General features: G+C 65.4%; 16 protein-coding genes. 3 read left to right on the top strand and 13 right to left on the bottom strand.

All coding sequences use genetic code 11. The annotated features are described in order from the left end of the window. Positions 1 to 290: 290 nt before the first annotated feature. From THSYN_RS31425 to THSYN_RS34580, 3 genes are all read left to right on the top strand, one after another. Positions 291 to 1,829, top strand: a complete 1,539-nt coding sequence (locus THSYN_RS31425; RefSeq protein WP_236849054.1) for a phytoene desaturase — start codon at positions 291 to 293, stop codon at positions 1,827 to 1,829. Then, positions 1,810 to 2,961, top strand: a complete 1,152-nt coding sequence (locus THSYN_RS31420; RefSeq protein ID WP_100923013.1) for a phytoene/squalene synthase family protein — start codon at positions 1,810 to 1,812, stop codon at positions 2,959 to 2,961. The genes THSYN_RS31425 and THSYN_RS31420 overlap by 20 nt, the downstream gene beginning before the upstream one ends. A 159-nt stretch (positions 2,962 to 3,120) precedes the next feature. Next, entirely contained in the window at positions 3,121 to 3,291 is a 171-nt protein-coding gene (locus THSYN_RS34580; protein ID WP_157818073.1) for a hypothetical protein, read from the top strand. A gap of 45 nt (positions 3,292 to 3,336) precedes the next feature. On the opposite strand, the gene THSYN_RS31415 is transcribed toward THSYN_RS34580, so the two are convergent. The 13 genes from THSYN_RS31415 to bchY all read right to left on the bottom strand — a co-directional run bounded on the left by THSYN_RS31415 (position 3,337) and on the right by bchY (position 13,593). Continuing rightward, positions 3,337 to 4,650: a RuBisCO large subunit C-terminal-like domain-containing protein gene (locus THSYN_RS31415; protein WP_100923012.1), complete on the bottom strand. Its 1,314-nt coding sequence runs from the start codon at positions 4,648 to 4,650 to the stop codon at positions 3,337 to 3,339. Next, positions 4,647 to 5,072, bottom strand: coding sequence for a secondary thiamine-phosphate synthase enzyme YjbQ (locus THSYN_RS31410; RefSeq protein WP_100923011.1), 426 nt, complete (start codon positions 5,070 to 5,072; stop codon positions 4,647 to 4,649). The genes THSYN_RS31415 and THSYN_RS31410 overlap by 4 nt, the downstream gene beginning before the upstream one ends. 1 nt (position 5,073) lies before the next feature. Further along, positions 5,074 to 5,583, bottom strand: coding sequence for an isopentenyl-diphosphate Delta-isomerase (gene idi, locus THSYN_RS31405; protein ID WP_418219968.1), 510 nt, complete (start codon positions 5,581 to 5,583; stop codon positions 5,074 to 5,076). A 264-nt stretch (positions 5,584 to 5,847) separates the two neighbouring features. Next, positions 5,848 to 6,078 (bottom strand): light-harvesting antenna LH1, alpha subunit, encoded by a 231-nt coding sequence (pufA, locus tag THSYN_RS31400; protein WP_100923009.1) that lies wholly within the window; start codon positions 6,076 to 6,078, stop codon positions 5,848 to 5,850. Positions 6,079 to 6,123: 45 nt separating this feature from the next. Beyond that, positions 6,124 to 6,273, bottom strand: a complete 150-nt coding sequence (gene pufB, locus THSYN_RS31395) for a light-harvesting antenna LH1, beta subunit (RefSeq protein ID WP_100923008.1) — start codon at positions 6,271 to 6,273, stop codon at positions 6,124 to 6,126. A gap of 230 nt (positions 6,274 to 6,503) precedes the next feature. Next, the gene (pufC, locus tag THSYN_RS31390) at positions 6,504 to 7,661 is read right to left on the bottom strand and encodes a photosynthetic reaction center cytochrome PufC (RefSeq protein WP_100923007.1); all 1,158 of its coding nucleotides are present in this window, start codon (positions 7,659 to 7,661) and stop codon (positions 6,504 to 6,506) included. Continuing rightward, positions 7,661 to 8,635 carry a photosynthetic reaction center subunit M gene (gene pufM, locus THSYN_RS31385; protein ID WP_100923006.1) on the bottom strand — a complete coding sequence of 325 codons (975 nt, stop codon included), beginning with the start codon at positions 8,633 to 8,635 and terminating at the stop codon, positions 7,661 to 7,663. The genes pufC and pufM overlap by 1 nt, the downstream gene beginning before the upstream one ends. 15 nt (positions 8,636 to 8,650) lie before the next feature. After that, positions 8,651 to 9,475, bottom strand: a complete 825-nt coding sequence (pufL, locus tag THSYN_RS31380; protein ID WP_100923005.1) for a photosynthetic reaction center subunit L — start codon at positions 9,473 to 9,475, stop codon at positions 8,651 to 8,653. A gap of 109 nt (positions 9,476 to 9,584) precedes the next feature. After that, positions 9,585 to 9,959 (bottom strand): light-harvesting antenna LH1, alpha subunit, encoded by a 375-nt coding sequence (pufA, locus tag THSYN_RS37560; protein ID WP_418219962.1) that lies wholly within the window; start codon positions 9,957 to 9,959, stop codon positions 9,585 to 9,587. A 45-nt stretch (positions 9,960 to 10,004) separates the two neighbouring features. Continuing rightward, the gene (pufB, locus tag THSYN_RS31370) at positions 10,005 to 10,151 is read right to left on the bottom strand and encodes a light-harvesting antenna LH1, beta subunit (protein WP_100923004.1); all 147 of its coding nucleotides are present in this window, start codon (positions 10,149 to 10,151) and stop codon (positions 10,005 to 10,007) included. 140 nt (positions 10,152 to 10,291) lie between these two features. After that, positions 10,292 to 10,516, bottom strand: a complete 225-nt coding sequence (locus tag THSYN_RS31365) for a hypothetical protein (protein WP_100923003.1) — start codon at positions 10,514 to 10,516, stop codon at positions 10,292 to 10,294. A gap of 120 nt (positions 10,517 to 10,636) precedes the next feature. After that, positions 10,637 to 12,100: a chlorophyllide a reductase subunit Z gene (bchZ, locus tag THSYN_RS31360; RefSeq protein ID WP_100923002.1), complete on the bottom strand. Its 1,464-nt coding sequence runs from the start codon at positions 12,098 to 12,100 to the stop codon at positions 10,637 to 10,639. Beyond that, on the bottom strand, positions 12,094 to 13,593 hold the full coding sequence (gene bchY / locus THSYN_RS31355) for a chlorophyllide a reductase subunit Y (RefSeq protein WP_100923001.1): 1,500 nt from the start codon (positions 13,591 to 13,593) through the stop codon (positions 12,094 to 12,096). The genes bchZ and bchY overlap by 7 nt, the downstream gene beginning before the upstream one ends. Between the last annotated feature and the right edge of the window lie 53 nt (positions 13,594 to 13,646).

The raw sequence follows: 13,646 nt of genomic DNA, 5'->3' as shown, positions 1-13,646 counted from the left end.
CAGCCCGTCGCGGCTGAAGCCGCTCCCACAGCGTCGCTGCGCGACTGCCACGAGAGCCTCGGCCTCCTGTGCGGGAGCCATGGGCGGCGACAAACGCGGCATCAGCGCCGAGCCTTTAGTGTCAGCCGGTTCGGCTACGACACGCGGTGGCGCATCGCAGTTCCCCGGCGCCCACGGGACGACGGTCGAACCCTCGGAATAGTACGATCAGCGGCCCGAAATGAGGCGACACCAGGCCCCCGGATGCTATACTGTCAACCAGTCTTGACACCACGCAGAGTACATCTGAGTTGACAGTCCCGTCCCCGAGCGTCCCCCAGCCTGCCGCCTCCCAGTCGCAGACGCACAAACCCCACGCGGTGATCATCGGCAGCGGCTTCGGCGGCCTGGCGGCCGCGGTCCGGCTCGGGGCGCGCGGCTATCGGGTGACGGTGCTGGAGCGTCTGGATGCCCCCGGGGGCCGTGCCTATGTCCATCACCAGGACGGCTTCAGCTTCGACGCGGGTCCTACCATCATCACCGCCCCCTTCCTGCTCGATGAGTTGTGGGCACTGTGCGGCAAGCGCTTCGCGGACGAAGTGGAACTGCGGCGGATGGAGCCCTTCTACCGTATCCGCTTCGACAACGGCGAGCACTTCGACTACAGCGGTGACCCGCAGCGCATCCACGCGGAGATCCTGCGCTTCGCCCCCGCTGACCTGGAAGGCTACGAGCGCTTCCTGAAGAAGAGCGAGGCGATCTTCCGCGTCGGCTTCGAGCAACTGGCCCACAAGCCCTTCGGCTCCTTCATGGACATGGTGCGGATCATCCCGCCGATGCTGAAGCTCCAGAGCTATCGCAGCGTCTACAGCCTGGTGTGCTCCTATATCAAGGACCCGCGGATGCGGACCATCATGTCCTTCCACCCGCTCCTGATCGGCGGCAACCCCTTCACGGCGACCTCGATCTATGCCTTGATCTCATACCTTGAGCGGGAATGGGGCGTGCATTCGACCATCGGCGGGACGGGCGCCATCGTGCAGGGCTTAGTCGGTCTGATCGAGGGCCAGGGCAATCAGGTCCGGTGCGGTGCCGAGGTGGCGGAGATCCTGACCACCGAGCGCACCGCTCGCGGGGTGCGGCTGACGAACGGGGAGGAGATCGACGCCGCGATCGTGGTCTCGGATGCAGACCCCGCCTGGACCTACAAGCACCTCCTGCCCTCGATCAAACGCCGCCGCTGGCCGGACTGGCGGATCAAACGCTCGCAGTACTCCAACGGGCTCTTTGTCTGGTACTTCGGGACCCGCCGCCAATATCCCGACGTACTGCACCATACGATCCTCATGGGTCCGCGCTACCGCGAACTGATCAAAGACATCTTCGGCCACAAGGTGCTGGCCAAAGACTTCAGCCTCTACCTGCATCGCCCCACCGCCACCGACCCCTCGGTGGCGCCGCCCGGGTGCGACACCTTCTATGCCCTGGCCCCGGTCCCGAACCTGGATAGCGGTACCGACTGGGAGACCCAGGCCGAGCCTTACCGCCAGGCGATCTGCGCCTATCTGGAGCAGAGCCTGCTGCCGGGGCTGTCCGAGAATCTGGTCACCTCCAGGGTGACTACCCCACTCGATTTCAAACACCGGCTCCTTTCGTACAAGGGCGCCGGCTTCAGCCTGGAGCCCGTGCTCTGGCAAAGCGCCTGGTTCCGCCCCCACAACGCCAGCGAGGAGGTGCGTCACCTCTATCTGGTGGGGGCCGGTACCCATCCCGGCGCCGGCGTCCCCGGCGTCATATCATCCGCCCGTGTACTCGATACGGTGGTCCCCAATGCGACAGCCTTCGCTTAGCCCTCGCTTCTCGACCCCCGCCGACCAGGCCGCCTGCCGCGACCTGCTCTGCGGGGGTTCCCGGTCCTTTTACGCCGCGTCGCTGTTGCTGCCGCGCTCGGTCTATGAACCGGCCACGGCACTCTATGCCTTCTGCCGCATCGCCGACGACGAGATCGACCTCGCCGACCGCCCCCATGACGCGGTGATTGCGTTGCGTCAGCGCCTCGATGCAGTCTACGCCGGCCGCCCCATGCAGATTTCCGCGGACCGCGCCCTCGCCGATGTGGTCCAACAGTTCGCCGTTCCCCGTACTCTATTGGATGCCCTGATCGAAGGTTTTGCATGGGACGCGGAGGGTCGTTGTTACGAGGACCTCTCGTCGGTCTATGCCTATTCCGCGCGCGTGGCCGCCACCGTCGGGGCCATGATGACGCTCCTGATGGGCGTGCGCGACCCGGACCTCATCGCCCGCGCCTGTGATCTGGGTGTGGCGATGCAACTCTCCAACATCGCCCGGGACGTGGGGGAAGATGCGGCCAACGGCCGGCTCTACCTGCCGCGCCAGTGGCTGCGCGAAGAGGGGCTGGACCCGGACGCCTGGCTGGCCAACCCGGTCTGGAGCCCCGCCTTGGGACGCGTGGTTGCGCGGTTGATCGACGCCGCGGAGGGGTTGTACGCCCGCGCCGATCAGGGGATCGGCGGTCTGCCGCTGCGCTGCCGCGCCGGGATCGGGGCCGCGCGTCACCTCTATGCCGAGATCGGTCATGAGGTCGGTCGCCGCGGTTGGAACTCGGTATGTAGCCGCGCCGTGGTCTCCCCTCGCCGCAAGGCACAGTTGCTCCCGCGGGTGCTGGCGGCCGCCTTCCCCCGCCGGACCGTTGCCCTGCCGCCCTTGGCCGAGACCCTGTTCCTGGTCGAGGCGGTCAGGGCTCAGCCTCTGTCGCAGCCCGTCGGGTCACAGTCGGTCAAGCCGGTGTCCATCAATCCCCCCGCCCTTCCGGCCAGTCCCCCCACGATCGAGAGTCGCGTAGTGTGGGTCCTGGATCTCTTTGCGCGGCTGGAGGAGCGCGATCGGCAACGTCGTAACCAATCGGCCTGGCAGGGCGCCGGTCTGTCCGCGATGGCGCCCGAAGCCATGTCCGTCGATTAGGAGCAGTTCACTAATGGTTAAGCAATTGCATTAGGGACTGCCTATAGCGCCATTTTCGTTGTCGTTGTCGTAATCGAGGTTATGTAGTGCATCGCTTCTGCGATTACGATTACGACAACGACAACGATTGCGTTTGGCTCGTTGCTTAGAAGTCGGGCAATGTCAGGACAAGACCTATCCGGCCTGATCGAACTGCTGTTCGTCGTCGGCCTGCTGTTCTGGTTCTGGAGGTCCCAGACCGCGTCGCCGCGCCGCGGCGAGGAGGGGGACCAAGGCAAGGAGCACCGGCCGCCGCCCGGCGACGGCGCGGCGCCCCCACCCCAAAGCTGAAGCCAAGCCCCTGCACCGGCGACGCCGTTGCCGGGGCCCGGCGACTCAGGCTTTGCCCCCGAAGGCGTCGATGGCCGCCCGCAATTCGGGATGGGTTCGCGCGTACTGCTCGATAGCGATCCCCGCGACGATCGCGTCCCAGGCCTGGCGCAGACTCGCCGCACCGCCGGTCGGCCCCATCGGATGGCCGAAGACCCCGCGCCCGGGGATGAAGCCGAAATCGACACTGCCCACCCGCCGGTAGACCCCCTCGAGCGTCCCGGCCCAGTCGCTCCCGCCGGGGATCGGGAGGCTGCGCGCGATCGGCCCCATGGGGTCGAGGCAGGCGGCGACCCCGTCCAGGACCTCGGCCTCGTCCATCCCCATGCGCCCCCCGAAGCCGGGCATGACGATTGCGTCCAGTCCCGCCAACCGCTGGAGCTTGATCAGTACCCGCGTGTGAATCCCGTAACCCGGCACGCGGCTCAGGGCCGCGATCATGGGGAAGTGCCCGATCAGGGGCACCCGCGCGTGCCCGCTCAGCATCCGCACGGCGCTCAGGCCCACCGGCAGGGCGTTGATCAGCAACATGTTCGCGCCGTTCGCTACCGCCAAGTCGTGAAGTTCGAGCAGCCGATCCACCTCGTCGGTGATGTTGGCCATGTATCCCTTGGCCACCCCCGTCACTGCCTCGGCCCGCCGCCGCGCCTCCCCCAGCAGGGCCGACCGCCGGTCCAGGGGACACCAGGGGGCATCTGCCAGCATCTCATCGTCCTTGGCCACGTCGAGCCCACCCAGCCAACCCTGATAACCGAGTTCGGCGAAGGGCTCGGGCGGGAGTCCGATGTTGGGCTTGATGACGCCGAAGAAGATGGGGCGGCCGTGGACGCCGAGCAGGTCGCGGATGCCGTCGAGGCCGAAGCGGGGACCGGAGAAGGAGCTTAGAAAGCCGTCCGGCATCCGCAAATCCAAGAGCTTGATCAGCGGTATGCCCGGCACGAAAAACACCCCTTCACCGGCCACCGCCGAGAGCAGGTTGGGGAGGCGCGGGCCGAAGTTCCCGTGCGGATGCGCGATGGTGACGCGACAGGCAGAGACCGCGCCTGGTCCGGCCGCGGCACTTGCAGAGGCCGTCGGGTAGCTCGGGGCGGAGCGCTGACCCTCCACATGCAGATCGAGGACCTTTGCGCCGAAACGGGGGCGAAAATCCTCGTCGATGCCGATGCGGTGCCACTGCGCGGTCGATTGCTCGCTGCACAGGTGGGCGGCGGCGGCGCGTGGGTCCCCGTAGCACTCGAAGGCGTAGTCGAGTTCGATATAGTCCGCCGGGTCCAGGTCCGCGCGACGGGCGAAAAAGCCTGGCAGGTCCGCCGGGATCATTGGCCGAGAAACTGCAAGTGGACCTGGCGCTCTGCCCGCGGGCCATCCAGTTCCACGAAAAAGACCGATTGCCAAGCGCCCAGCAGGAGTTTGCCGTCCGCGAAGGGCACGGATTCAGTGGCGTTCATCAGCAGTCCCATCAGGTGCGAATGGGCGTTGTCCCGGCCGTCGACCGGCGCGCGGTTATGCCGATAGTCGCCGTCACGGGCGACCAGCCGCATCAGGAAATCCAGCATATCTTGCTGCAACTGCGGCTCGCGCTCGTTAAGATTGATATGGGCCGTGGTGTGGGGGGACATCAAGGTCAATACGCCATCGCGCAGCCCGCACGCCTGAAACAGGCGATCCACGTCGGCGGAAATATCGATCAACGCGATTGCATCGACGGTCGCGAGTCTGAGCGTGCGGGTAATGACCTTCATGCTACTCGGCCGCAGCGGCATCCAAGACCCGTTCGACGATCAGTTGGAACCAGGGTGTGAAAAGGTGCGGGGATTTCACCAACCCCCGTCTCACCGCACCCACCGAGGTCCAGCGCCAAGCGCCGACCTCGGCCGGATCGGGGCGCGGATCATCCATATAGCGCCCACGGAAGACATGCAGATACTCGTGTTCTATCAGTCCAGACTCTGGGTCCTGCGCCCGATAGACCAGTTGCATCTGCTCGGACAAGGGGGTCTGGAATCCGAGTTCCTCCCCCAAACGGCGCACCGCGGCCCTTGCGGTTGGCTCACCGGGGCGCGGATGCCCGCAGCAACTGTTAGACCAGCGGCCGGCGAAGTGATACTTCGCATCCGCGCGCCGCTGAAGCAACACCTCACCCCTCGCATTGAAGATAAATATCGAGAACGCCCGGTGCAGCTGACCCAGGCGGTGTGCGTCGAGCTTGTCCCCCTCTCCCTGAACACGGTCATCGGCATCGACCAAGACCACGCGCTCCAAGGCATCCTGTTGCCCGGGACACGCCGGTCCATCACCAGTCGACTGCCGGACGATCGCTGCCTTCAAGTTGTCATCTCCAAAACGGCGTAGTAACCGGGCGAGCGCATTGACAAGGGAAACCGCCTCACGAAAAAAGACCGGAGCCCTGCGATAAGGCGCTCCGGCTCACAATTCGTCTGCGCTAAGACCCACCAGCGGGGCGCGTCGGCCCGATCGTCGCCGAGCCTGACCGAGCCGTCCCGCGAGTCTCGTCTGCTACTTCTTGATCACCGCCGCAGGGGCCGGGGCTGCCACAGGAGCCGCAGCCTTGACTACGGCCACCCGGGCCGGGCGCGAGATCGGCGCCTTGGCGTAGGCAGTGTCGAGCCAGTTGAAGTTGGCGGTGCTGAGCAGAATCAGGTGGATCAGCAGCGCGAGCACCGCCAGGGAGCCGAAGAGCGCGATCAAGGAACGACGCGGGTCGAAGATCAGCCAGATCTTATGCATGTTGAATCTCCAGTGGGTTAAAGGGGTTGGACGGCGAACCGGGCTTTACAGCCAGGGGCGCCAAGCCCAAACCAGGATGTGAGCAACCACCGCGACACCAACGAATGCCGTCATGCTCGAGGAGAAAAACCCGTGAAACTCCTTCGCCTCGTCTTCCGTCAGCCCCGAAAGGCCAAAGCTCTTGTTTTCAGCCATTTGAATTACACTCCAGATATGACATTGGCCGTAACGGCCGTTTCCGCGCACGAAGCGCGACCTAGGTTGCCGTGGCCGACGGCCACGACTACTTCTTACCGCTCCACACCGCCGAAATCCCAGCGGTCCAGAGCACGCCGGCCCGATCGGCCAGCCCCTGCCCCCGTGTTCTCGGGGCCTTCGCCGGGGATTGGCTCCCCGGCGATCTGCATCTTACAACAATACGGAGTCTACATCACCCCTGCCGCAGTCACTGATTGAGCAGTCACCTTGGCCTCGGTCGCCACACCCTCATCAACACCGGTTTGAACCGCCGCGGGCGCGACCGCTTCCGGGGCCGCCGCCGGGTCGTTCAACGGGCCCAGCTCCGGATAGTCCTTGAGCATCGGTGCCCCTAGCAGCGGCTTGTTGACCCCCTGATGGCAGGTTTCGCAAGCGATCCGCATGGGATCACCCAGGGGACCCTTGCGCGAGGCCGGCAGGATGGGGCTGAGCGGCATGATGAATGCCTTGTTGGCCTCGCGCACCATCCGGATGGCGTACCAAGCCTGTACCCGCTGCGGCGAACTCTGCGCCCAGTCCGCGAACTGGCGGCTGTTGTGGCAGTGGTTGCAGCCGACTCCAAGCGCCTTGGAGATGTACATCATCAGGGCATAGGTACCTTCGCCCTTCATGGTGTTGACCGTCTTCGGCTCGACCGGGGCCACCGCGCCCGTCGGGGTGATCGCGATGGAGGTGTCGTTATCGAAGTACGTGGTCAGCGGATCGTACGGCAGCGAGGAGAAGGCCGGGACCGGCGACAGCCGGTTCTGGAGACCGACATAGCCGCTGGCCCGCGGCTTCTCGCCGGGGTTCGTCGTCCAGACATACTGCGGGATCGCATTGCCGCGATGACAGGTGTAACAGGTGACCCCGCTGGGAGCCACATGGGCGCCCCAGGACCGGTTGGCACGCTGGGTCATCTGGAACATCGAGCGCGCGACCACCTTCTGGTACTTGGTGTCCGCCTCCATCACCGCGAGGTCGTGGCAGTAGACGCAGCCCTGGCCGTCCACCCACTGGTCCTTCGGCACCACCCACTCGGTGATGGCGAGCATCAGCCGGGTAAATTCCGTGATCGGCACGTCACCCAGGACCTGCAGGTTCTTGTACACCGACCCGGCGGTCACCGGGACCGGCGCCGCGGGCGGCTGCGGTTCCGGCGCTACATTCGCCGCGACCTGGGCCGCAAGAATCCGCGGATTGACGAAGGCATTCTGACCGACCCCGCGATAACCCAGTTGCGTACTCTCCGGGGGCGGACGCTCGCACCCCCCGGCGACCACAAGGGCCAAGCCGACGGCTGCCAGGGGCAGCGCCTTATGCGTTGAAAAAACCGTCGTTCTCATTACAGTGCTCCCGGGAGTGAGGCTGGATCGGGAACCGGCACGCCGACGACTGGGTAGGGCGGAACCAGCCCGTGCTTGATGCCCCACAGATACCAGTTGTCCACCACGGTGCCCGTCAACAGGATGCCGATACCGCCCGTGATCACGACCAACACCGCGAACCAATAGGCCCAGCGATGGATGGATTCCATCGAGGCGTTGAAGCCCATGGTCCATCTCCAGAACAACGCGGCCCGCTCCGCGGCCGTCCCGCGATCCACGATCTGGTCGATCTCGCGGTCACCACCGTAGCGGCTCACCGACAGGATGGTCGCACCGTGCATGGCGAACAGCAGGGCCGCGCCATACAGGAAGGCGATCGAGAGCATGTGGAACGGGTTGTAGTACAGATTGCCGTAGGCAATGGAAAAGGCCGCGGTCCAGTCCAGATGCGGGAAGATGCCGAACGGCGGTGCCTCGGACCAGGAACCCATCATCAAGGGGCGGATGAAGCCGATGACCAGATAGAGCCAGATCGCCGCCGCGAAGGCCCACGCCATATGCGTGCCGACCCCCAAGGCGATGGCGCGCCGGTAGGTGCGCACCCACCAGAGCAGGATCGACATGGTGAGGAAGAACCCCGCGATCAGCCACCAGCCGCCCTTGGCCAGGGGAGGAATGTGCAACCCATACTCGGGGGCCGGGGGCTCCAGCGCCAACCAGAAGAACTGCTGGGCGAACTTGATGGGACTCCAGCCCACCGAAGCGGCCATGTTCCAGCCGATGATCTCGATGGCGACGAAGCCGAAGATCACCGCGAAAACCCCGCTGGTACCCAAATAGATAGGTCCGATCTGCGCATCGCCGATCTTACCCACCCAGTAGTTGAAGAACGGTTTGCCGATCCGGTCACGGTGGCCCTGATCATGGGGAACCCCAGGATAGGCCGGTGAGCGCACCTGCACCGTCGTAAAGATGTTTTGGTATTCAGCCATAGTGGTACTCCAGGATCAGCCGAAGATCGGAAGGTTGGGCCACCAGGTCCACCATTCCGGCCAGCCGCGGGTCCAGAAGGGACCGCTGATGATGATACACACGGCACTCCAGAAGGCGGCAGACAGGGCCAGGAACAGGCCCAGCCGATGGATCGCCAGGGCGCCGATAGAGTAGCCGACATCATCCCGGAAGAAGGTGTTCTCGTGCTCGGACGTCTTCACCTCCTCACCCTTCGGCGGATTGACCACCGAAAGAATCAGCGACCCGTGCATGGACAGCGCCAAGGCGTTGGTGAAGAAGAAGGCGATGGCGAGCATGTGTGCCGGGTTGTAATGGAAGTGAAGGAACTGGTATCCCGTATTCGACACCCAGTCCAGGTGACTGAGAATGCCATACGGGAAGCCGTGGCCCCAAGCCCCCAATAAGAACGGCCGAATCACCACCAGGGAGAGGTAGGCGAAAATTGCAACGCTGAAGGCGACAGGCACATGGTATCCGATACCCAGCTTGCGACAAATCTCCACCTCGCGGAGCGCCCAAGAGCCGAAGGCGCCGATGGCGCACATGGTGATGATCTGCCACAGACCCCCTTCCGCCATCGGCGCCATCCCGAGCCCGTAGCTCAGGTCCGGCGGCGCGATGCTGATCTGCCACAGATTCCAGGTCGGCCCCATGGCCGCCCCCCAAACAATCAATAGGGTACCTAAAACGGCGCAAAAAATCCCGGTGACGCCAAAGAAGCCGACATAGATCGGCCCCGCCCAGAAGTCAAAGAGATCTCCGCCGATCAGCGTTCCCCCACGAACGCGATATTTTCTCTCAAAACTCAGCATGGCCATGGTTCAACCCTCTAGTCAGGAGTTGCCGTTGCGACAACATCCCCGCGGTGCCCGGAGCGGACGGGAGATAGTGCACCAATCCCCCGTCCGCCGCCCTTGGCGATGGACGCTACTTCGCCGGTGCCGGGACCACGACCGCAGCGGGAGCCGCCACAACCGGGGCCTTCGCCGCAGCCGGGGCAGCAGCCGGAGCCGGGGCAGCAGCAGGGGCCTTCGCCGCAGCCGGGGCAGCAACCGGGGCCTTCGCCGCAGCCGGGGCCGCGACCGCAGCCTTCGGCGCGACGGGCGCCCTGACCACGACCGGACGCGAAACCGGCGGGACGGCATAGGCGGTGTCGAGCCAGTTGAAGTTGGCGGTGCTGAGCAGGATCAAGTGGATCAGCAGGGCGAGGACACCCAGGGAGGCGAACAGCGCGATCAGGGTACGGCGCGGATCGAAGATCTTCCAAACCTTGTACAGGTCTGCTTGCACGGATGCGGTCATTGGTTAGCTCCTAATACGGTTGAATTGACGTTGACGGTCTTTGGACTACAGCCAGGGGCGCCAGGCCCAGGCCAGGATATGGGCAAACAGCGCGACGCCGACAAAGGCGCCCATGCTCGACGCGAAGAAGCCATGAAATTCCTTCGCTTCGTCATCAGAGAGTCCACTCTGACTCTTGGTGTTTTCGGCCATGGAAATTACCTCCAGATCATGAAAGTGGCCTTGCGGCCGTTAACGCGCGTCGCCGCGCGAATCAATGAGATGCGGCGCAAGACGTCGCATCTCGCTACTTGCCCGGGGTCAGCTAAGGAACCAAGTCCCATCACTGGACGTCACAGAAAGGCGAACGGCAGAATTCGATGGGTCACCGCTCGCGCCTCCGCGATCAGGGGCAGGCGTGCGTCGCCGACCGGCGGCCAAGGCCGCCACCGGCCCGGCAATAGCCGCGCCAGCGGGGTGATGATCAGGAAAACCACAAAGATGACCCAGAACAGCAAGCGGTACTGCCGACGCTCCTGCGCGCAGAGTGCGGGGGCGTGGTTGAGAGCGGTCATCATGGCGACTCCTGTGCGGTTTCGCACGACTTACGTATTTGATTGATGCACCTTTCGCCTGCACGGCGACGGGAGCCCGAGGGTCGGCATCGGCAATGCCACGCAAATTCGATTGCGGACCGTTCATGCCGTCAGGTCCTCCAGCACCCGGCCCTGGACACGGCGCAGTCGTTCCAGGGTCACCGCCGACTCCCCGGCCTTGCGCGCCGCCTGCTCGGCCGCATCACGCAGGCGCTTCGCGGCGGAGATGCGCACCAGGATCGGCTGACTCTCCAGGTCTGCATCCAGCGCCGCCTTGGCGTCATCGGTCCAGGCCAATTCCTCATAGACGCGGGCCGGTGTCGGATCGACTCGATCGAGATCCGAGCCCAGCGGCAGGATATGGAACAGGGCGTCGAAGAGTGCGTTGCAGACCTCTTGCACCAGATAGGCGGCGCCGCTATAGCCCATGAAGGGCGTGCCGGTGTGGCGGCGGATGATGGTACCCGGGAAGGACGCCGGGATATAGGCGGCCCGAGCCCCGATCTCGGCCAGGTACATCCGCTCATTGTAGCTGCCGAAGACAATCAGCGGGGTCTGTTCCTGCACCTGGCGACGCACCGCATCATTGTCCGGCTTGACCCCGGGACGACGGGCAACCGCGAAGGTGCAAGGCAGGCCCAGTTCATCGGCCAGATAGTGCCGCAGGCCACGGCTGTAAGTCTCGGTGGCGACCACGCCAAAGCTCGCGGTGCCGAAAAAGTCCTGGGTCACCGAGCGCCACAGGTCCCAGATCGGGGCGAGCGTCGTGCGCTTTTCCGCGGCGATAAAGGGCTCCGGATCGAGGCCCAACAATTCACCCAGACTACGCAGAAAGCGGGTCGTCGTATGCAGGCCGATCGGGGCTTGTAGGTAGGGCTTGTCCAAGGCCTCGCACAACAGGCGGCCGAACTCCCGATACATACAAACCGTGGCATCCGCGTCGCGCAAGTGCGCGATTTGCGACAGACTGCACCCCAAAGGAAAGACCAGGTTGATCTCGGCACCGATGCCCTCGATCAGGCGACGGACCTCGGCCAGATCCGACCACATGTTGAAGGTGCCATACATGGGGCCGACGATATTGACCCGCGGCTTAGCCTCGGGCCTGCGCACCTTGGGGCCGCCCTTGGATTTGGCATTCGCCGGTCCGCCATATTGGGTCCACAACCAGAACAGGGCACGGTCCGCACTCTGCCATTGATCTTCATCGATGGTGCGCGGCAGAAAACGCTGGATGTTGGTGCCGTTGGGGGTGACGCCACCGCCGATCATCTCGGCGATGGAACCGGTCACCACCACCGTAGGGCGGTCAGGGTCCAGGGTCCCATGGGCGCGACGCAACGCGGCCTCGGTGCCCTTTTGGCCCAACTCCTCTTCCCCAAGACCGGTCACGACGACCGGCAGGGCGTGTGGCGGCAGGCCGTCCGTATAGTGCAGGACCGCGGTGACCGGCAGGTTTTCACACCCGACCGGGCCGTCGATGATGACCTGGAGCCCATCGACGGCGCAGAAGGCGTAGACCGCCCCCCAATAACCACCGGCCCGATCGAGGTCCTGAATCAGCATGATGCCAGGTCCTCTGTCGCAATCGCGGCGCCGGTCCCGAAGCCACCAGGTGCACGCGCGCCCAGGTCCGCGGCAAACCGCTCGCCCGCGGCGCCGAAGAAGGCGTCCATGGCCGCGAAGCGGGGGCGACTCGCCATGGCGGCGTTGATCACCTGCGCCAACGAGCCGGCACCGGCCGGGCCGATCAGGGGACGCGCCGAGATCAGGTTGGTGAAATAGAGTGCCGGAGTCGCGGCCTCCTTGGCCTTTTGCACCACCGGCGTGGTCCCGACCACCAACTCGGGGGCAAACTCGGCCATGGCCGCCAGGTCTTGCTCCAGGGTCGCGCGATATTGAACCCGCACGCCCTTCGACTCCAGCCAGTCGCAGTCTGGCGCGGACCACTGGGTCCGCCCGCAGGCCGTGCCCACGTAGCGCAGATCGGCGCCGCTCTCGACCAACAGGCGGCCGACCAAGAGCTCGGACCCCTCATAACCTGAGAGGGTGATGCGGCCCTTGATCGGGGACCCGGCGAGGGCCTGTTTGATCGCCGGCAGCCAGCGGTTCTTGGCGCTGTCCAGGTTGGCCGCGCTCACGCTGCAGGCGGCGGCGATGCCTTCCAACCAGGCCGCGGTACCCTCGTAACCGACCGGGGCCGAGCCGACGACCGGACGACCGGCTACGGCGAATTCATTGCATACGCCCGTGTACTGGGGATGGATGGCGGCGGCGGCGACCCCGGCCAGCGCCCCATAGAGCTCACGCCACTCGCGCGTCGGGACCACCGGTCCGGCGGCCAAGCCCAAGGGCTCCAGCAACATGCCCAGGGTCACCGGGTCGACCGGGAACATCTCACCGATCAGGGCCACGGTCGGGCGCGTCGAACGGGCGCCGCGGGGTGCCTGCACCGGACCCAGTTCGGCCTCCTGCCGCGCCCGGCGCAGCATGGCGGCGGACAGCACGTCCTTGGCCTCGGCATGAGTCGCCACACCGAACCCGGGGACGTCGATACCAATGATGCGCACCCCGTTGATCGACTCAGGCAGCAGCCGCAACGGCACCCCGGAGGCACTGGGGACGCACAGGTTGATGATGACCACGGCGTCGTAGCGCTCCGGGTCGGCGAGCCGGTAGGCAGCCTCGCGGACGTCCTCGAAGAGCTTGCCGGTGACCAGGGTTTCCGAGTCGAAAGGGACATAGCCGACGCTACGCCGCGCCCCGTAGAAATGCGAGGTGAAGGTCAGGCCATAGGCACAGCACGCCGAGCCGACCAGCACGCTGGCCGTGCGCCGCATCCGCAAGGCCACACGCAGTGAACCAAAGGCGGGGCACATGCTTTGGGGCTGGTCATGGGCACCGACCATCGGGGCCTTGGACGGCGCCTTGGTGGCGCCGCGGCCGCCGATCGACACCGCTCCCGGATCCTGGGACCGCAGACCGCCAAAACCCTCCGGCGCCCCCACGGGGCGATCGGATTCGGCGGTTGCAGCGGACTTGATCAGGGTCTGGGTCATTATGTAATGTCGGTCTCTGCGCCTGGAGTTGCGGGCTCTTCAGCGCGTGTTGG

Origin of the sequence: Candidatus Thiodictyon syntrophicum, assembly GCF_002813775.1 — a bacterium.
GTDB classification, from domain to species: Bacteria; Pseudomonadota; Gammaproteobacteria; order Chromatiales; family Chromatiaceae; genus Thiodictyon; species Thiodictyon syntrophicum.
This window is presented reverse-complemented; position numbering and strand designations above follow the sequence as displayed.

Bases quoted from the DNA above. Each gene is read 5' to 3' on its own strand.
- THSYN_RS31420 (WP_100923013.1), top strand. From the start codon at position 1,810: ATGCGACAGCCTTCGCTTAGCCCTCGCTTCTCGACCCCCGCCGACCAG.
- THSYN_RS34580 (WP_157818073.1), top strand. From the start codon at position 3,121: ATGTCAGGACAAGACCTATCCGGCCTGATCGAACTGCTGTTCGTCGTC.
- THSYN_RS31415 (WP_100923012.1), bottom strand. From the start codon at position 4,650: ATGATCCCGGCGGACCTGCCAGGCTTTTTCGCCCGTCGCGCGGACCTG.
- THSYN_RS31410 (WP_100923011.1), bottom strand. From the start codon at position 5,072: ATGAAGGTCATTACCCGCACGCTCAGACTCGCGACCGTCGATGCAATC.
- pufA (WP_100923009.1), bottom strand. From the start codon at position 6,078: ATGCATAAGATCTGGCTGATCTTCGACCCGCGTCGTTCCTTGATCGCG.
- pufB (WP_100923008.1), bottom strand. From the start codon at position 6,273: ATGGCTGAAAACAAGAGCTTTGGCCTTTCGGGGCTGACGGAAGACGAG.
- pufC (WP_100923007.1), bottom strand. From the start codon at position 7,661: ATGAGAACGACGGTTTTTTCAACGCATAAGGCGCTGCCCCTGGCAGCC.
- pufM (WP_100923006.1), bottom strand. From the start codon at position 8,635: ATGGCTGAATACCAAAACATCTTTACGACGGTGCAGGTGCGCTCACCG.
- pufL (WP_100923005.1), bottom strand. From the start codon at position 9,475: ATGGCCATGCTGAGTTTTGAGAGAAAATATCGCGTTCGTGGGGGAACG.
- pufA (WP_418219962.1), bottom strand. From the start codon at position 9,959: ATGACCGCATCCGTGCAAGCAGACCTGTACAAGGTTTGGAAGATCTTC.
- pufB (WP_100923004.1), bottom strand. From the start codon at position 10,151: ATGGCCGAAAACACCAAGAGTCAGAGTGGACTCTCTGATGACGAAGCG.
- THSYN_RS31365 (WP_100923003.1), bottom strand. From the start codon at position 10,516: ATGATGACCGCTCTCAACCACGCCCCCGCACTCTGCGCGCAGGAGCGT.
- bchZ (WP_100923002.1), bottom strand. From the start codon at position 12,100: ATGCTGATTCAGGACCTCGATCGGGCCGGTGGTTATTGGGGGGCGGTC.
- bchY (WP_100923001.1), bottom strand. From the start codon at position 13,593: ATGACCCAGACCCTGATCAAGTCCGCTGCAACCGCCGAATCCGATCGC.